The following is a 19,544-nucleotide window of genomic DNA, read 5'->3' as shown; positions in this document are numbered from 1 at the left end:
GTCGGCCCGGCTGACGGGCGGCACAGCTAGACCGGTCAGCACCGCGGAGGCAAGAGCGAATGCCCCGATTGCGGATCGCCGTAGCACATGGCTCATTGCAAACCTCGCTCCTTCGTCATTGGGGGAACGCGCCGACTTGTGCGTCAATTTTGCGCCCAGTCCGGCGGTTATGTGGCGGTTTTTGCGCAGTCCGGGAGTCGGTAAGCGGATTTACTACGTCCAGCGGATACTGACAGTCGAAATCTTCGGCTTGAAGGAGGGCTGTGAAGGAGGCGGTGGATGGCGGGCGGTGACGCGTCGCCGCGCGGGCACACCACTCTCAAGCTCGGGAGCCAAGCGTTGCGCTGGTTGCTCCTGGTGTTGTGCATCGCGCTTCCGGGATGCACCAGCGTCGTCAGCGGTATCCCCAAAGCCGCACCGAGGGGCGCCGGTTCCAGCGGTCCCATCCAGCCCTCTCAGCTGGAGGACCTGTTGACGCCGTCGGCGTCGTTTTCGGTGGTGCCGAACAATCCGCTGACCGAGGATGACATGCAGGCCGCGTTGTTCATCGGGGCCGACCCGGCCAAATGCCATGGCGCGGTGGCGTTCGGTCGCTTCCCGCTGTTTCCCAGCAACTACACCGGCCGCGAGGCCCGCACTCAGCAAGACCACATGAAGAACCAGCACCAGCTGCTCGAGGTTTCGGCCGCCTACCCGCGCAGCTTCGACGCCGCGGGTTTTCTCGCCTCGGTCCGCAACACGGTCTCCGACTGCCAGCATCCCGTCAGCGCATGGGGCGACGATGAGCGCAGGATGACCGTGACCCCGGCACCGCTCATCCCGAGTGCACCCGAGATTGTGCACTGGATGACGAATTTGACTGGCCAGCAATGGGTTTGCGAGTTCGCCGTAATAGCCAAGGCCAACGTGGTCTCCGAGATCGTCACCTGCTCACCCGACCGCTCCGTCAAGATCGACCCCTTGGCGACCAAGCGGCTCGAGAAGATCAACCAGCTACTCAGCTCCACCGCTTGACGCGGCTGCGTCCTCCCGCTCCTCGACGCCAGCGGCACGCCGGGAAGCCCTGCGGCGACGCAGCACCCACACCACGGCCCAGACCAGCGCGGCAAGCACCGGCAGCCACGGCAGCAGGAACCCGACGGTGAGCACGATGGCGTGCAGGGTGGACAGCAATGATTGCCAGCCTTGCTGCAGCGCACCTCCGAAACCGGTCCGGGGGGGTGCCGTCGGCGTGGTCGAGATATTGACGTTGATCGTCGCGTACGCGATCTCGTCGCCTAGGGTGGCGCGCTGAGCCCGCAGCGAGTCCAGCTCGGCCTGTCGTTGGGTCAGCGACGATTCGGCGGCGAGCAGGTCGGCGACGGTACCCGCGCGGCCCATCAGTTCGCGAAGCCGGGTGACCGAGGTCTGCAGTGCCGCGATGCGGGCATCGAGATCCACGCGCTGCGAGGTGACGTCGGTGTGGTTGATCGACATTGACCGCACGTCGCCGAGTTTCTTGGCATCGGCCAGGACTCCGTCGAGCTTGTCGGCGGGAATGCGCAAGGCGAGGTTGACCGTCGGCTGCGCGGACTGAGACGCGGACTGCTGCGAGCGCGAGTCCACCCGACCCCCGGCCTCGGTGACCGCGGCGACCAGCCGATCGGCCACGTCGGCCGGCTCGGCGACAACCAACTGCACGGATCCGGTCGTGACGATGTCACGCTTGAAGGGTGTGCCGTCCGCCGGCGACTGTGGCGGAATCGGCGGGGGAGCCTCCGGTACGACGACCGTGCTTTCGGTGCCGGCGCCGCCCCTCGTCGCGGGAGCTCCTGGGGCCACCGTGGGCGCGCTGCGGTAGTTATCCGAGACGTCGCCCAACTTGCCCGACACCACGCCTTCATCACGGGCCGTAGGCGGGACGCCGCCACCCCGAAGCGACCAGGCAAAGCCGAGGCCGACCAACACGACGCCGATCAACGCCGCGGCGACAACGTTGCGCAGCTTGACGGTTCGCGGTGTCGGTTTCTCCGCCTCTGCCGTCTTCGCGTCTTTGCGGGCGGGGGTGGGCTGCGCGTCTGCGGCAGCAGGTCCAACCGATGCCTCGACCGGTTGCAGCACGCGGTGCAGCAGCGCGCCCTCGGCAACCACTCGGCCGTCTCGGCTGTCCGGGGCGACGAACGCGGTGAACCTGCACAGGACGCCAAACCGCAGCGAGGTGTCGACGATCCGCTTCTCCAACTCTTCCGTGGAAGCCTGGCCCGCCGCGGCGTAGCGGTCCTCGAGGTCGCAAAGGTGCGCCCGCGCCCACTGCGCGGTCACCTCCGGCGCTTCATGGGGCCGGCCGACGACCGTGAGCGACCAATCTGCACCGACGTCCGAGGCGCCACGCAGAGTGATCGAGCCCATGGCCGTACCCGCACTCCCCCGGTACCGCCCGGTCACCACCAGCGGGGTCCCCGGGTACAGATCCGGCAGCCGGGCCGGGCTGGTGGTCTCCTCGATGAGTGAAAGCCCGTCGGCGTGCAGTGTCAGCGAGCGCGCCAACGGCACCCCGATGTGCCGCCGAATCGCGTGCAAAGCCTCGTCGAGCCGAGCCTCGCTTTCCACCAAGTCGCAGCTGCCCCCACCCACCGCGGCGAGCCGGCGCAGGAATCCGGCGTTGACGGCCTGGTCGACGCCCACCGTGTGCACGCGCACTTGGTGCAGGTCACTCGACAGTTCACGTAACAGTTGGTCTTCGTTGCCGATCTGCCCGTCGGTGATCACGATGACAGCGGCGTCACGAGTGGCGTCCTGTACCGTCTCGCTTGCCAGGACGAGCGCCTGGCGCAACACCGCAAGCATCGTGGTGTTGCCCCGCGCCTCGACGCGGGTGAGGTGCTCGACCGCGCGATAGCGGTTATGGTCGCTCGCCTCGACCAGCCCCTCGCCCAGACCCTTTGGCCGGCTGACTCCGTCGCCGATGGTCAGCACCGCGAATCGGTCCTCGGCGTCCAGCGAATCGACGATTCGCGCGGCGGCGCGGCGCGCGGCAGCCACCTTCCACCCCGCCATGCTGGCAGAGTGGTCCAGCACCAGCACCAAATCCCGGGGGCGCGGCGGCCCACTCGATGACGGTGGCAGCACCGTGAGCCGGTACGTCCCCTCGTCACCGTCGGCGTCGGTGTCGGGAACCAGCACGAGCGAGCTCGTCAGCGCCTCGACCCCGTAGCGCAGCCGAAGCACGAAATCCTGTTTGGCCCACTCCGCGGGTTCTACTCGAATCCGTCCGTCATCGGTCGTGACCAGGGGCAGGTTGGACCGCACGTCCGGCACCGGGAGACCGGCCGGGTCGATGCCGATATCGATGCTGACCGGAACCCGATGCGGGAAATCCGGCGCGAGCACGGGTGGGGTGATGCGGGATGCGTCGGGCACCGCGTCGGTGTCGTCGGCATAACCGTCGCCGACGGCGAAGTCGGCGAGCGGCTCACCCGGGATGTACCGGGGCGCAACCACGAGCGGAAACCGGAACGTCGCCTCGCCATCCTCGTAGACCAGTGGGTTGACCAGGGTGAGGGTCACGCCGACCCTTTGACCAGGCACGATGTTGCCGACCCGGATGGTGAAGACGTCCGGCCGCTCCTCTTCGGTGATGGACACCCGCCGGCCCGCCGCGACCGCGTCGTCGTAGGCTTCGCGCGCGGCCTCCCGCTCGCGAAGTTCCGCCTCGACGGTGCGCCCGTCGACGCTCATCCGCATGCTCGTGACCGCGGCGCGGTCCGGCAGCGGAAACACGTAGCTGGCTTCCAGAGGGTCGTCGAAAGTGTTGACGAAGTCCTGGGTCAGTTCGATCTGGCTGGTGAGACCGGTGATCTCGACGCGGATGTCGACGCGGTCGAGCGGCAGGCTCCCACGCTCGGTACGCAGCTCACCAAGTTCGGCGTCGTCCGTCCCTACGTCGCTGGTGGGTGTGCTGCGGACGGTCATGATGTGCTCCGTTCGTCGAGGGAGAGCAGGCCACGGTCGGCCAGCAGATCGAGCAGCGGCCGTGCGGCCTCATGGATCGCGTTGATGTCGTCTTCGTCGGGGCGGCCGTCGTGATCGACGGGCAGCACGAGCATCGCCCCCCCGGGCAGACTCAGCCCGGACAGCTTCCTAACAGTGTCAGGGCCGGGGGCGGGGTGCTCGGCCCAGAACCGCCTCCGTCGTGCCGATCGCTCCTTGTCGCGAGCGTGCGTGTCGGCACCGCGACACGCCGTCGAGTCCGACATTTTGGGCACGCTCGCCGCAGCTTCCGACGGCGCGGCGAGAACTTCGTCGGGGACGGCGGCGACGCGGCGCAATGTTTCGTCAGTCGCGCCCGCGAGCTCGGCCTGGATCTCGGCCAGCGAACGGCCCTCGGCCTGCCGGCGTTTAACTGCGATGACCTGCAGCAACTGCCTCGGTCCGTACAGCGCCGTGCGCCCCTGCATGGCCGGCCGATCCACCAGACCCGTCGTCGTGTACCACCGCACCGCTCGGCGATCGGGCAACTCGCGAACCCGGCCGTTCGGCGCGCCACGGTACGCGGGATCGGCCAGTCCGACGGCGACCCGTCGCACCAACTCGTCCAGCGTCCACGACGCCTGCGCGGTCATGCCAACGATACTGACACTGTAATCGTGACACTGTCAATGTTCTGCCGTCGGGTATCCAGCGTCACGACCGAGACCCACGCCCGAGCGTTTATCGTCGATTGCCTACCCTTTCGATCCTCGCGATCGGGACCGACCTGACGATTTCGTCGCCGACATCTCGTTCGGCCTGGAATGCGCCACGAGGGTGCGCGACGACACCGGCATTACGCGAAGGCCGCATCCCCGGCGTTGCGACGTCCCGCATGGTGTCAACGGGGAGTTTGATCAGCCGAGGTCGGGCGGACGGATACCTAGGGCCTGCAGGAGTTGGTCACGCGGGCTTAGCTGCCTGAACGCATCTTCCCGAGTCGGATTGCGGAATTCGCTTTCGCCGTAAAGCTCCGAAGTTCGTAGCTCAGTCAACTTCTTGATCTTTTCGCGCAACGTGCGAAGACTCGGCAACGGAATGACCAGCAGGGCTTTGTCGTCCTGCACCGGCGTCGCATGCTGGGCCGCGTGCTGGGCGGCATGGACCGAAGTGTCCGCGCGTGCCAGGTTCGGGTGGGCCGGGTCGTTCAGCTGCAGCGGCGGCGGCTTTGCCAGCGACTGTTCCGCCGCCGCGGATGCGGTTGTGTGGGTCGTCGGTGCTTGCGCCGCCGAGGGAGCCGCCGGTGCCACCGGTGCGGTCAGACCCGCGATGGGGGCGTATTCGCCGTTGGTTCCGGCAAAGGTAGCTCCGGCCGCGGCGTCGCCGGCATGGCCGGCGCCATGTCCAACGCCACCGGCAGCCCCGCCAAACAGGCCGCCCGGGTTGAGCACGCCGGAGCCGCCGACATCACCACCAAATGGCGTTGCCGGGACAACAGGAACGGTCGCCGCCGCACTTGGGCCTCCCGCTGCGAAGTTCGGGTCAGCAACCCAGCCGGCCGCACCGCCGCCGGCGGTCATGAAGTTGATACTTCCCACCTCGCTGGGTGCGCCATTGCTACCGACCGACGCGGACGAGCCGCCGCCACCGCTGGTCCCGCCACCGCCGACGTCGCCGCCGCCAGCATGGACAGCCGACCCACCGCCCGCCGCAACGCCGTTGCCAGCACCACCGTCGGCACCGAGCCCGCCGGCTCCTGCCCCACCGCTGCTGCCACCGTATGAGGTGGAACCGACCGGGGCCGCGCCGGTGGTCTTTCCATCGGCAAGCATCCGCTCAGCCGTTTCCCGGCCGGTGCCCACCGCCCCCTTGGCGCCGTCGATCAGCGAGCGCCCGGTGGGAGACTCGGCGGCCGCCTTGACGGCGCCGAACGCATCTTGCATCGGCGAGACGTTGGCCGCCTCGGTGGCCGCATACGAACCCGCGCCGCTGCGCATGAGCTGCACAAACTGGTCATGAAACGTCGCCGCCTGGGCGCCGACAGCCTGGTAGGTCGCCGCGTGATAGTTGAACAGCGCCGCAATGTACGCCGAGACTGGGTCCCCGCCCGCGGCCGTCAAGTCTGAGGTCGGGGCGGCAGCGGCAGCATTGGCCCCGTTCATCGTCGCAGCGATCGCGGACAGGTCATTGGCCGCCGCGGCCAACAACTGCGGCGTAACGTTCAGATCAGGCATTGGGAGCTCCCACCCCTGCTGTCAGTCGGCTGTGGCGAACGTCATCGTGCCATAGCTACGGCAGATCGTAACGCCCTAGAACGCGTTACACCGAGACTTTTGTCTTTGTAACGGCTATGACACCCAATACCACCTGGTCGGAATCGTGGTCGGTCATTCTCCAGACGGAGCTACCTCGATAGACACCAGTTCCGCCAGACCGCTCATGGTGAGAGCGGACATCAGCAGGGGCTGGGCGATGAGGTCAATGTCGTCGGCGTGTGCGAACAGGGCATTGATCGCAGCGCTGTCAAGGTACTCCACGGCACTGAGGTCGACGGTGAACTTCCCGCCACGTGCCGCGGCTTCAGCGGTGGACGCAGCGAGTGCTTGGTTGAACTCGTCGATGTTGCTCAGGTCGATTTCTCCCACCGCGACCAACACGAGCTTGCCTGCGCCGGAAATCGCGGTGTCAAGTGTGAGCAACGTAGGCATCAGGTAATCCTCGTGGACAAGTGAACGGTGGTTCCGCCGGTGTCGGCATCGATGATCACGTCTTGCATGAGGCTGCGCATCAGGCTGATTCCCCGACCGCGCTGATTGTTGGCGATTGGCTGCTGTGGTTTCCATGAGCCGGAGTCAGTGATGGTCAAATGCACCTCGTCGACGCAGGCCGTCGCGTCCAGCCGGATCAAGCCTTCTGACTTGTTGCGATGGCCGTGCTCAATGGCGTTCGAGACGGCTTCGCCGGCGGCGATCAGCACATTCATGCTTTGCTCGGCGCGCACATCAGCTTGCCTCAACCAGCTGCGCAAGGCATTGCGGGTGTGGGCAAGCTGACTCGCATGCGGAGGAAAGTTCAACTCCAACGGGGCGGGGTGGCGGTACAGCAGTAGAACAACGTCGTCCTGATAACCGCCGCTGGGAGCAAGACGGGACATGATCTCGTTGGCCAACTCATCGAGCGACGAGGCATGTTCGTCCTTGATGACGTCGGCGGCACGGGTGATGCCCTCCGTCAACGGGTGGCGACGCCGCTCGACCAAACCGTCGGTATAGAGCACCAGGGTGGCGCGCGCTGGGATGGTCACGCGCGCCTCTGGGCGGGGCCAGTTGCGTCGCACTCCCAGTGGGATGGTGTGGCCGTCGTCGAGAATCTGAGCGGAGCCGTCGGATTTGACGAGGATGGGCGGCGGGTGCCCAGCACTGGAATACACCACTTCCCCGGTCTCGGGGTTGAGCACCGCACAAACCGCAGTGGTGCATCGGGCACCAGGCAGCCGAGCGGCGAAGCGGTCCATGCTGGACAAGGCGGCGCTTGGGCTGGGTTCGTCAAACAGCAGCGCGCGACAGGCGCTGCGTACCTGGCCCATGACCGTAGCGGCGGCCAAGTCGTGACCGACGCAGTCGCCGACAACCATGGCGATGCGACCGTCGTCCAGATCAAAGACGTCGTACCAGTCGCCGCCCACTTGCAGGGGTCGGCTGGCGGCCTGGTACCGCACCGCGAAACCCGTCGGCAGGTGCGATGGGCCGAGAATCGCGTGCTGCAAGGCCAGGGCGGCCGCACGCTGCTGATCAACCTGGTACACCCGCTGCAGGCCCTGCCCGAGGCGACCGGCCAGCACGGTGAGCAGGGTCTGGTCCTCGAGGGTGAACGGCCGATTCTCGGGCAGTTCAATCCAAACGACCAGCACGCCTTCCGGATGCTGCAGCGCGATGCCGGCCGTATCCGGCGTGGCGATAGTGGGCGTCAGCAAGTCGCCGTCGCACAGCGACGCAAGCGTTTGCTGCAGCTGAGGCGACAGGTCGTGCCACTGGACGGCGTCGCCGACGGACACGACCGCGGGCGCATAGGCCATTTCCGGTGCGGAACTGCCGCTCGGGAAGGTGACGGCCAGCACCCGGACCGCCCGCCATTGTCGACGAAGCTCCTCGACCGCGGCCCGCACCGCTTCATCGACGGTGTCCGCCTGAGCGAGCTCCTGGTTGAGCGCATGCTCCCGACCAGCCGCCAGCGCCAATGCGATTGCGGCATGCCGGGCGAAGTCGCTGACCAACTCGAGGTAGTCGTGGCTGAATTGCGCCTGCTGCGGACGCCGCGCGACCGCAATGACGCCGAGCACCGCGTCCCGCGCGATGAGCGGCATGACGATGGCCGGGCGTTCTCCGACATCGGTGAACCCCTCGATCGGATAGGCGAAGGAATCGGTGATCATCGGTAGCCCCCGACGCGCAACGCCGCCCGTGGTGGAGCCGTCCATCGGGACCTGGCGACCGATCACCTCCGACGCGTATCGACCTGCCGTGGCCGCCACGACAAGGGTCGAGACGTCGCTCGCGGGCAGGTCGGGCTCCCCCGGCACCAACAGAATTGCCTGCTCGGCGTCGGCCAGCTCCAGAGCGCGGTTCACGATCAGCTGCAACGGGCCGGTCTTGGGGTCCCCGGACAGCAAGGCCGTCGTGATCTCGCGACTGGCCTTCGTCCACTTCGCCGCTTCACGCTCGCGCTCAAACAACCGCGCGTTGTCGATGGCGGCGGCCGCCGCGGTGGCAAGCGCCCACACGACGCCCTCGTCGGATTCGGAGAACCCCTGGTCAGGCCGATCGTCGGTCAGATAAAGGCTGCCGAAATCGGCCCCGCGAACCGTGATCGGGATTCCCAGCAGGGACCGCAACGACGGGTCGTGTTCGTGCAAGCCACTGGCCGCCGGGTACGCGCTCAGGTCGGCAACGCGGACACCCGCACCGACCGGCACATCGCCCAGAAGCTGCGCAGTTGCGTCGTTGATTCCCGAACGGACGAAAGAAGACAGGCTGCCGTCAGACCCGCGGATCCCCAGCACTCCGAAACGGGCACCGGTCAATTCCATTGCCGCATCGACGACTCGCTGCAACGTCACCTTCAGGTCCAGGACAGAACCGATTTCGACGATGACGCGCACGAGTTGTTCCAGCTGATCACGCGCGGCGACCAACTCATCGAGCTGTTCGTGCATTTGCTTGACCGGTTCGTGACGGCCCAACCAGGTCAAAGCGGATCCCCCCGGTTGTCGGTCATACGAACAAACCTAATCGCTAGGTCTGGGTTTCTGGCATTCGGACTTCGCGACGATCAGTCGCGTCACAGGTGTGTCGTTCAATTCTTCCCCGTCTGCGCGTTGATAAACGTCTTATCCTTGGGCCATCGGGGCGATCGCAACCCCCAGATCGGCGGTGCTGCGATGACGGCGGGCGGGGCTTGCATGTCATGCGGTACCGGGCTGCGCGAATCCGCCAAGTTCTGTGACGAATGCGGTGCCCCGACCGCGTCCGCCCTCGACGCGGCTGAGTACAAGCAGGTCACAGTGCTGTTTGCCGACGTGGTGCGGTCGATGGACATCGCGGCCATGCTCGACATGGAACGGCTGCGCGAGGTAATGACCGAGCTGGTGCAGCGTTCGGCGGCGGTGGTGCGCCGTTACGGGGGAACCGTCGAATACAACGGCGACGGGGTGATGGCGCTGTTCGGCGCCCCCATTGCGTTGGAGGACCACGCCCGACGCGCGTGCCTGGCGGCGGTGGCCATTCAAGAGGAGGCCAACCGGCTCGCGGATGAGGTTCAGCGGCGTGATGGCATGACGTTGCGGTTGCGCGTGGGACTGAACTCGGGCCGTGTGATTGCCGGCGAGATCGGTTCAGGACCTTTTGGATACGTCGCAACGGGTGCACCGATCGGCTTGGCCCAGCGGATGCAATCCGCGGCGGCACCGGGCGAAGTACTCCTTTCAGAGTCCACCGCACGACTGGTCGAACACGCAGTGGAGCTGTCTGAACCGGAGTTGGTCCGCATCAAAGGCGCCGACGAACCTGTGCCCGCGCGCCGGCTGATCGCGACCGCCCGGCGGGATCTGTTGATCCGACACCCGGAGGCGAGCCTGGTGGGTCGCCTGTGGGAGATGGCGATTCTCGACGCCATGGTGGATCGCACGATCGGCGGCCTCGGTGGTGTCGTGGCTGTGGTGGGACCGCCCGGCATCGGCAAGAGCCGGGTCGCTCGCGAGGTCGCAACACTGGCCGGGGGGCGCGGCGTCGAGGTGGTTTGGACCTTCTGCGAATCGCACGCCCATGATGTTTCCTTCGGCGTGGTGGCGCGATTGTTGCGGGCGGCCAGCGGTGTGGCCGATCTCGAGGGCGAAGCCGCCCGCGCGCAGGTGCGGGCCACTGTCTCCTTCCATGCCAGCCCGCAGGATTTGCTGTTGCTTGATGATCTGCTCGGTATCGCCGACCCTGACGTTGACCTGCCCCAGATCGATCCCGATGCGCGACGGCGCCGCCTAACCGCACTTGTCAACACGACGGCACTGGAGCGCACCGAGCCTGTGCTTTACCTCATCGAAGATGCGCATTGGATCGACGCGGTCAGCGAGTCGATGCTGGCCGACTTTCTGACCGTCGTCGCGCACACCCCGGTAATGGTATTGATCACCTTCCGTCCGGAGTATGCCGGAGTACTGAGCCGCATTCATGGTGCACAGACGATAGCCCTTGCCCCACTTGATGATTCGGACACCACCGCGCTGATCGGCGAGCTGCTCGGTCCGGATTCATCGGTTAGCGACATCACCTCGGTAATCACCGAACGATCCGCCGGTAACCCATTTTTCGCCGGGGAGATGGTGCGGGAACTAGTGCAGCGGGGCGTACTGGCCGGCGAACGCGGTAGGTACGTATGTTCCGCGGGGATAGCTGAGCTAAGTGTGCCGGCGACGGTGCAGGCGGCCATCGAGGCCCGCATCGACCGGTTGAACAACGCGGCCAAGCGGACGGTGTACGCGGCATCGGTAATCGGGGAACGTTTTAGCGCGGAGTTGCTTACCGCGCTGGGAGTCGATGGGGTTGCCGACGAACTGATTGATGCGGAGCTGATCGATCAAGTGCGATTCACCCCGAGCGCCGAGTACGCCTTCTGCCACCCCCTGATCCGCGCGGTCGCCTACGAATCGCAGCTGAAGTCCGACCGCGGCGCGTGGCACCGGCGCCTGGCTGCGGCCATCGAAGGGGGAAGTCCAGAATCGATCGACCAAAATGCCGCGCTGATCGCCGAGCATCTGCAGGCCGCCGGGGATCTCAACGACGCGTATGGCTGGCATATGCGTGCCGGAACATGGTTGGCCAACCGCGACGTCGGTGCAGCCCGGGTCAGCTGGGAGCGGGCATGCTCGATCGCCGATGCGCTGCCCGCGAACACGCCCGACCACATTGCGATGCGCATCGCTCCCCGCACCATGCTGTGTGCTACCGGCTGGCAAGCAATCCAGGAAAGTCGGGGTCGGTTCGACGAGCTACGGGATCTGTGCACCGTTGCGGGAGACCAGGTCTCGCTCGCCCTCGGCATGACAGGTCTGGGCACTGAACTCATGTTCGCCGGGCGCACCAGCGAAGGCTCACGACTGATATCCGAGCAGATGGAGCTACTCACGTCGATTGACGACCCCACGCTGATCGGGTTGGCATTCGTCGGGTTCAACAACTGGTTCGACGCGGGCGAGTTCGGCGAGATCTTGCGCTGGTCGGAAGTCGTCATCGACCTAGCTCACGGCGACCCGACCCGAGGAAGCGGCCTAGGCTTCGGATCACCACTGGCCGCCGCTCACGCATGGCGCGCCGTCGCAAAGTGGTGGCTGGGCAGGCCAGGTTGGCGGGAGGACCTGCACGTTGCCACTGCCATGGCCCGGCAATCCGACCCCACCACGTTGGCCATGATCGCCGGCTGGTCATGGGGTATCGGAATTGCCTTCGGGGTGCTGCGCGCGGAGGACTCCACCCTGCGCGCGATCGAGGCCGCGGTAGACGCGGCCGAGGGATCGAGCAACGCGGCACTGAGCATCGTCAAGTACACACTGGCCGTCGCGCTGCTGAATCGGGACGCGGCCAGCGACCGGCACCGCGGCCTCGACCTCATGATGCAGGTGCGCGACATGTGGTTGCGCGAACCGATTCCCTTCCTCGTCCCCGTCGCCGAATTGTGTTCGGCCCCAGAGCGGGCACGGCACGGCGACCGCGACATTGTCATCTCGGTGGTGCGCAGGGCCGTCGACGATCTACTCAAGGCCGAGCGCCCGTTCTTCGCCGTCTTGGGCATCGGCGTACTCGTGGAAGCCTTGCTCAATCGAGGCGCCGAAGGCGACCTTTCTGAAGCCCGACAGGGGATCGATCGGTTGGCAGGTCTGAGGGCAGAAGAGGATTGGGCAATGCGCGACATCACCGTGCTGCGACTGCGTGCGCTGCTGGCCCAAGTTGATGGCGACGACGCTGCTTATCGGGACTTGGTGAGTCGCTATCGCGAAATGGCGGAATCGCTTGGCTACGATGGACATATCGCGTGGGCAACGACGATGTGAGGCGGACATCGCCGAGGTCCCTGTGCTGGGCGAGGGACCCTCGAGCCGCCTCAAGATCGGCGGCCCCTCAGTGACACTGGTATGCGCTTCGTGCGGCACGACACTGCGGGACAAGGCAAAGTTCTGCGACGAGTGCGGCGCCCAGACTCCGCTTGCGGACGAAGGCGCGGGGTACAAGCAGGTGACGGTCCTGATCGCCGATGTGGTGCGGTCGATGGACATCGCGGCCACGCTGGATATCGAGCGGCTGCGCGAGGTGATGACCGAGCTGGTGGAGGGATCGGCGGCGGTGGTGCGCCGCTACGGCGGGACCGCGGAGTACAACGGCGACGGGGTGATGGCTCTGTTCGGTGCGCCAGTTGCGTTGGAGGATCACGCTTATCGCGCCTGCCTGGCCGCACTGGCGATCCAGCGGGCGGCCGACAGGCTGGCGACCGAGGTGGCGCAGCGCGATGGCGTCGCGCTGCGGCTGCGGGTGGGCTTGAATTCGGGTCGGGTGATCGCGGGCGAGATCGGTTCTGGGACAATGGGGTACGCCGCAACCGGCGAGGCGGTCGGGTTTGCCCAACGGATGGAATCGGCGGCTCCCCCAGGCGGAGTGATGCTGTCCGAATCGACCGCGCGGCTTGTCGAGCACGCCATGCTGCTGTCGGAACCGGAATCCGTTCATATCAAGAGATTCGACGAACCCGTATATGCGCGCCGACTGCTGGGGATCCGGCCGCGCCATGGCGTGGTCGAACGAGTCGAGGCGAATTTGGTCGGTCGGCGCTGGGAGATGGCCGCCCTCGCGGCCATGATGGACCGTGCGGTCGGCGGCCGCGGTGGCGTCGTAGCGGTGGTAGGGCCGCCGGGCATCGGCAAAAGCCGCGTCGCCCGCGAAGTTGCCGCACTAGCTACCGGTCGCGGGGTTGAGGCTTTTTGGGTCTTCTGCGAGTCGCACGCTAGCGACATCTCGTTCCACGCCATCACACGGTTGTTGCGAACTCGGATGGGCGTGAGTGACCTCGACGGCGAAGCCGCCCGGGAAAGGCTGCGCACTGCCGTACCGCCCGATTCCGAGCCGCAGGATCTGCTGCTGCTCGACGATCTGCTCGGTATCGCCGACCCAGACGAGCCTCCTCCCCAAATCGACCCCGATGCGCGCCGGCGCCGATTGACCGCGCTCATCAACAAGGCGGGGTTGGAGCGCACCCAACCGACGCTCTACGTGGTCGAGGACGCGCACTGGATCGATGCGGTCAGCGAGTCGATGCTCGCGGACTTTCTCACCATCGTTTCGCGTACCTCGGCGATCGTCCTGATCACCTTCCGTCCCGAATATGCGGGAGTGCTGACTCGGGCGCATGGCGCCCACGTGATTTCTCTTGGCCCTCTGTCTGACTCAGAAATTTCAGCATTGCTGGTCGAACTGTTGGGTTCAGATCCATCGGTAGCCGGCATAGCGCCGGTCATCACCGCCCGCGCGGCCGGCAACCCGTTCTTCGCAGAAGAGATGGTGCGTGAGTTGGTGCAGCGCGGGGCGCTGGTCGGCAAGCGCGGTAGGTACACCTGCCCCACGGACGTTGCCGAGCTCAGCGTGCCGGCCACCGTGCAGGCGACTATCGAGGCGCGCATCGACCGACTGGACACCGCAGCAAAGCAGACCTTGCACGCGGCATCGGTGGTCGGCGCTCGTTTCGAAGCGGAGTTGCTGGTCGCGCTGGGTATCGATCCGGTGATCGATGAGCTAGTCAGCGCAGAGCTGATCGAACAGGTGCGGTTCGTCCCTAGTCCCGAGCACGCCTTCTGCCACCCGCTGATCCATGCGGTTGCCTACGAGTCACAGCTGAAATCCGATCGCGCCGAATGGCATCGACGCCTGGCCACCGCGATCCAGCGTCGTGCGCCGCGCTCGCTGGAGGAGAATGCGGCGCTCATCGCCGAACATCTGCAGGCCGCCGGCGACCTACCTGAGGCATATGGCTGGCACATGCGCGCCGCAGCGTGGTCAGCCGACCGTGATGTCAGCGCTGCGCGGCTCAACTGGGAACGCGCCAGCCAGATCGCCGACAAACTATCTGACGGGCTACCCGAGAAAGACCCCGGCCTCCTGCAGATGCGCATCGCGCCGCGTACCATGCTGTGTGCCACCGACTTTCAAGCTCGAGCGGTCCAGGAAAGTCGGGGGCGCTTCACGGAACTGCGGGAGTTGTGCACCCTAGCGGGAGACAGGGTCTCACTGGTCATCGCCATGACCGGCCTCGCCTCCGAATTGAACTATGCTGGACGCCTCCTCGATGCAGCAAAACTGTCGTCCGAGCAGACGGCGCTCCTCGAATCGATCGGCAATCACACGTTGTCCGTAGGGTTGGGGTTCGTCGCATTTATCAACTGGTTCGACGTTGGTGAATTCGGCGAAATCCTACGGTGGTCGCAGACAGTCGTCGGTCTCGCGGCGGGCGACCCCACCAGGGGCGCGGGCTTCGGTCTTGGGTCGCCGCTCGCGATCGCGCTGGCGTTCCGCGGCGTCGCTCGATGGTGGCTCGGGCTCGACGGATGGCGGCAGGACCTCCTCGACGCCCTTGAGATGAGCCGAAACAGCGATCCCGCTACCGTCGCTCTCGTCCAGGCATGGACGAACGGCACGGGCATGGTCTACGGGGTGTTCTTGCCTGACGAGTCCGCACTGCATGCGATGGAGACGGCAGTGCAGACATGCAAGGCAACCGGCAACGATTTTGCCCTGGCCTCCGCGGAATACAGCTTGGGCATGATGCTGGTCTTTTCAAGCGCGACAGTCGATCGTCAACGGGGTCTGGAAATCTTGGTGCGGGAGCGCGCCACGCTTGTCGAGCGTATTCCGTCCCTGGTTCCCGTCACTGATTTGGTGACCGCTCCGGAGCGGATCAGGCGTGGCGAGCGCGACATCGCCATCCCCGTTGTGCGCGACACGGTGGCAGAGCTGTATGCGGCAGGACGGATTGGGTATGCCTTGTGCGGCAGCAGCATTCTTGTGGAGGCGTTGTTAGAGCGCGGCGCCAACGGTGATCTGGACGAAGCCCGCGAGGCGATAGACCAGCTGGCCGCGCTGGCTGCCAGCCACGGCGATTGGGCGATCCTCAATGTCACGCTGCTGCGGCTGCGCGCGCTGCTCGCCCGGGCCCGTGGCGACGACGATTATCAGGATTTACTGGGTCGGCATCGCGAAATTGCGAGATCGCTTGGTTACGAAGGACATATCGCGTGGGCGACGGCGATGATGGACGCCGGCCCTTGACCTGACGCCGCGCATCAGGGCTCCCCCAAGCAAGAACCCTCCGAATTAAGTAGTCGAACACTGAATGCCGCCGGTTCGATTCGGGCAAGACTCCAGTCATGTCATATGTCTTTGCGGTCCCGGAAATGATGTCGGCGGCGGCAACGGACCTGGCCGCCATAGAGTCAATGCTCAGCCAGGCCAGCGTCGCCGCGACCGCTGGGACGACGACCGTGCCGGCCGCCGGCGCCGACGAGGTCTCGGCAGCCATCGCGGCGCTGTTCTCCGCGCACGGCCAAACGTATCAAGCGCTGAGTGCGCGAGCGGCAGCGTTTCACCAGCAGTTCGTGCAGCTGATGACAATTGCGGCGGACTCGTATGCGAGCGCCGAGACAGCGCCCGTCGCGCCGTTACAGAGCCTGCTCGGTTGATTGGGGTCCTTTTGCGTCTGCTCGGCCTATTGTTGGCCTATCGGGGTTGGGCGCGGGCACCACCCCGAGATCGGCGGTACGGGGATGACAGCGGGCGTGGTGTGCGGGTCATGCGGCACCCGGTTGCGCGACAACGCCAAGTATTGCGACGAATGCGGCGCTCCCGTCGCGATTCCCGAAGACGCGGCCCAATACAAGCAGGTGACGGTGTTGTTCGCCGATGTGGTGCGCTCGATGGACATGGCGGCCACCCTGGATATCGAGCGGCTGCGCGAAATCATGACCGAGCTGGTGGAGCGCTCGGCGACCGTGGTGCGCCGCTACGGCGGAACCGCGGAATACAACGGCGACGGGGTGATGGCGCTGTTCGGCGCCCCAATCGCGTTGGAGGACCACGCCAATCGCGCCTGCCTGGCCGCACTGAGCATCCAGCAGGAGGCCGACCGGTTGGCCGCCGAGGTGGCGCGCCGCGATGGGATGGCGCTGCGACTGCGGGTGGGCCTGAATTCGGGTCGGGTGATCGCTGGCGAGATCGGCTCGGGCACACTGGGATACGCCGCGACCGGCAAGACCGTCGGACTCGCGCAGCGAATGGAATCCGTTGCGCCCCCGGGCGCGGTGATGCTGTCCGAGTCGACAGCACGGCTCGTCGAGCACGCCATGCTGCTGTCCCAACCGGAATCAATGCGTATCAAGGGATTCGACGAGCCGATATATGCTCGTCGGCTACTGGCAATTCGGCCGCGGCGCGGCTTGGTCGATCGTGCCGAGGCGAGTAGGGTCGGCCGCCGCTGGGAGATGGCGGCTCTCGAGGCAATGGTGGATCGCGCGATCAGTGGCCGCGGTGGTGTAGTGACCGTGGTGGGACCACCGGGCATCGGCAAGAGCCGGGCAGCCCGTGAGGTGGCCGCGCTGGCCGTCGCCCGCGAAGTAGAGGTGTTCTGGGCCTTCTGCGAGTCGCATGCCACCGAGGTCCCGTTCTACGCGGTGACGCGACTACTCCGGGCTAGCCTGGGCATGGCTGACCTCAGCGGCCAGGCCGCACGCGCGCGCATGCGGCAACAATTCCCCGATGCCGACCCGCAGGATCTCGCGCTGCTAAACGATCTGCTCGGCGTCTCCGATCCCGACGTGCCGCTGCCCCAGATCGACCCCGATGCCCGGCGGCGCCGGTTGACCGGCTTGATCAACACCGCATCGCTGGCGCGCACCCAACCGGCGCTCTACGTCATCGAGGACGCGCACTGGATCGATGCGGTCAGCGAATCGATGCTCGCCGACTTCCTTTCCGTCGTTTCGCGCGCCCCGTCGATGGTCCTGATTACCGCCCGCCCGGAATACACGGGGGCACTGGCCCAGGTGCGCGGCGCTCAGACGATAGCCCTTGCCCCACTGAGCGATTCGGATATCGAGACGCTCCTCGGCGAACTACTGGGCTCCGACCCGTCGGTGAGCGAGCTGGCCGGAATCATTGTCGAGCGCGCCGCTGGAAATCCCTTTTTCGCCGAAGAAATGGTGCGCGAGTTGGTCCAGCGCGAGGTGCTGGCGGGCGAGCCCGGCGCCTACCACTGCCACACCGCTGCCGCAGACGTCAGCGTGCCCGCCACGGTGCAGGCGGCCATCGAGGCGCGCATCGACCGCCTGGACGTCGCGGCCAAACGCGCGTTGACCGCGGCGTCGGTGATCGGAGCCCGCTTCGACGCAGAGCTGCTGACCGCGCTGGGCATCGATGCTGCGATCGACATGCTGTTGGATGCCGAACTGATCGATCAGGTGCGGTTCACCCCGAGCGCGGAGTACGCCTTCCGTCACCCCCTGATCCGTGCCGTGGCATACGAATCACTGCTGAAAACCGACCGCGCCCAATGGCACCGCCGGCTGGCCACCGCCATCCAAGAACGCGAACCGGACGCGGTGGAAGACAACGCAGCGCTGATCGCCGAACATCTGACCAGCGCCGGAGAGCTGCGCGACGCATACGGCTGGCACATGCGCGCCGCAGCCTCATCAGCTAACCGCGATGTCAACGCCGCCCGGACCAATTGGGAGCGTGCACTGCGGGTTGCCGAAAATCTGCCCACCGACGGCTCTGCCCAACTGTCGATGCGGATCGCCCCGATCACCATGCTGTGTGTCACCGATTGGCAGGCCCGAGCGATCCGGCAGGGTCGCTTCGCCGAGCTACGGGAGTTGTGCACCGCAACGGGTGACAAGGTCTCCCTTGCCATCGGCATGACCGGGGAGGTAGCAGAGCTTCTGTACGGCGGGCGTTCGCAGGCCTCACGGGTGGCCTCCGAACAGATGACCCTGCTCGAATCGATCGGTGACCCCAACCTGACTGTGGGGCTGGCCGTTGCCGCATTCGCCGCCTGGTTCAGTGCCGGCGAGTTCGGCGAAATCTCGCGGTGGTCGCAGCGGGCCATCGACCTGGCGCGGACTGACCCCACCACCGGAGCCGGGTTCGGTCTGGGATGGCCGGTGGCGGCCACCATGGCATGGCGCGGCGTCGCGCGGTGGTGGCTGGGCCACCCCGGATGGCGACACGACCTCGACGACGCGCTTGCCATGTCACGAGCGAGTCAGGACCCGGCAACCGTCGCCGGCGTCATTGCGTGGACCTACGGACTGGGCCTCCAGTACGGGGCGCTTCGGGTCCAAGACGGCGCAGTGCGCGCCATCGAGGACGCGGTGCAGATTGCGACCGGATCCAGCAGCGATCTCGTGCTGAGCTTGGCTGAGTACACACTGAGTGTTGCTTTGCTGAACTCGGATTCAGAGTCCGAACGTCGGCGCGGGCTGGAGCTGATGATGCAGGTCCGCGAAACGTGCCTGGACGAGTGCGTGCTGTTTTTGATCCCGGTCACCGAGTTGTGGATCGCGCGGGACAAGGCCATCAGCGGCGACCGCGACAGTGCTATATCGATGATGCGTCGAGCCCTCGATGAGCTGCATCGGGCGGGCGGGATCGCGTACGGCGTCTGGGGCACCGGCTTGCTGGTGGAGACGCTGCGCGACCGCGGGGCCAGGGGCGACCTGGCCGAAATCCTGGCAGCAACCGACCGGTTGACCGAGCTGTGGGCCGATGACGGTTCGGCGATGCGCGAGATCGTGCTGCTCCGGCTACGGTCGCTGGCGGCCCGAGCCCGCGGCGACGATGGTGCCTACCGTGACTTGGCGAGCTGTTATCGCGCGGCTGCCGAATCGCTTGGCTTCGAAGGGCACACCGATTGGGCCGAGGCGATGCTTGACGTCGAGTAATGGACGTTTCCCATGCTCTTTCAAAGTCGTATCCTTTAGCCCGTCGGGGTAAGTGGGGCCTCGGATCGGCGGT

The 19,544-nt window shown here is 66.3% G+C and carries 9 protein-coding genes and 1 pseudogene; 5 read left to right on the top strand and 5 right to left on the bottom strand.

What is annotated here, in order from left to right:
- Window positions 1-279: 279 nt before the first annotated feature.
- Window positions 280-1,014, top strand: coding sequence for a sensor domain-containing protein (locus tag BST27_RS00115; protein ID WP_069419270.1), 735 nt, complete (start codon window positions 280-282; stop codon window positions 1,012-1,014).
- Here the strand turns inward: BST27_RS00115 and BST27_RS00110 are convergent.
- The 5 genes from BST27_RS00110 to BST27_RS00090 form a co-directional block, all read right to left on the bottom strand.
- The gene (locus BST27_RS00110; RefSeq protein ID WP_069419271.1) at window positions 994-3,951 is read right to left on the bottom strand and encodes a DUF4349 domain-containing protein; all 2,958 of its coding nucleotides are present in this window, start codon (window positions 3,949-3,951) and stop codon (window positions 994-996) included. The genes BST27_RS00115 and BST27_RS00110 overlap by 21 nt on opposite strands.
- Window positions 3,948-4,601 (bottom strand): MerR family transcriptional regulator, encoded by a 654-nt coding sequence (locus BST27_RS00105; protein WP_139804940.1) that lies wholly within the window; start codon window positions 4,599-4,601, stop codon window positions 3,948-3,950. Before BST27_RS00105 ends, BST27_RS00110 begins: the two co-directional genes overlap by 4 nt.
- Window positions 4,602-4,865: 264 nt before the next feature.
- A complete protein-coding gene (locus BST27_RS34370; RefSeq protein ID WP_069419272.1) occupies window positions 4,866-6,182 on the bottom strand; it encodes a PE family protein in 1,317 nt (438 codons plus the stop codon).
- A 153-nt stretch (window positions 6,183-6,335) separates the two neighbouring features.
- Entirely contained in the window at window positions 6,336-6,656 is a 321-nt protein-coding gene (locus BST27_RS00095) for an STAS domain-containing protein (protein WP_069419273.1), read from the bottom strand.
- Window positions 6,656-9,160, bottom strand: a complete 2,505-nt coding sequence (locus BST27_RS00090) for a SpoIIE family protein phosphatase (protein ID WP_079219593.1) — start codon at window positions 9,158-9,160, stop codon at window positions 6,656-6,658. Before BST27_RS00090 ends, BST27_RS00095 begins: the two co-directional genes overlap by 1 nt.
- A 246-nt stretch (window positions 9,161-9,406) precedes the next feature.
- Here BST27_RS00090 and BST27_RS00085 point away from each other — a divergent pair, with 246 nt between their 5' ends.
- The 4 genes and pseudogenes from BST27_RS00085 (at window position 9,407) to BST27_RS00070 (ending at window position 19,471) form a co-directional block, all read left to right on the top strand.
- Window positions 9,407-12,544, top strand: a complete 3,138-nt coding sequence (locus BST27_RS00085) for an ATP-binding protein (protein ID WP_372515535.1) — start codon at window positions 9,407-9,409, stop codon at window positions 12,542-12,544.
- Window positions 12,513-15,803, top strand: a complete 3,291-nt coding sequence (locus tag BST27_RS00080) for an AAA family ATPase (protein WP_079219587.1) — start codon at window positions 12,513-12,515, stop codon at window positions 15,801-15,803. The genes BST27_RS00085 and BST27_RS00080 overlap by 32 nt, the downstream gene beginning before the upstream one ends.
- A 98-nt stretch (window positions 15,804-15,901) precedes the next feature.
- Window positions 15,902-16,210 (top strand): annotated as a pseudogene (locus BST27_RS00075) (PE family protein); the annotation flags it as partial.
- 87 nt (window positions 16,211-16,297) lie between these two features.
- On the top strand, window positions 16,298-19,471 hold the full coding sequence (locus BST27_RS00070; RefSeq protein WP_069419276.1) for an AAA family ATPase: 3,174 nt from the start codon (window positions 16,298-16,300) through the stop codon (window positions 19,469-19,471).
- Window positions 19,472-19,544 lie beyond the last annotated feature (73 nt).

The organism is Mycobacterium intermedium (assembly GCF_002086275.1).
Lineage (GTDB): Bacteria > Actinomycetota > Actinomycetes > Mycobacteriales > Mycobacteriaceae > Mycobacterium > Mycobacterium intermedium.
Note: the sequence above shows the minus strand (reverse complement) of the source record. Positions and strands in the feature narration are given on the sequence as shown.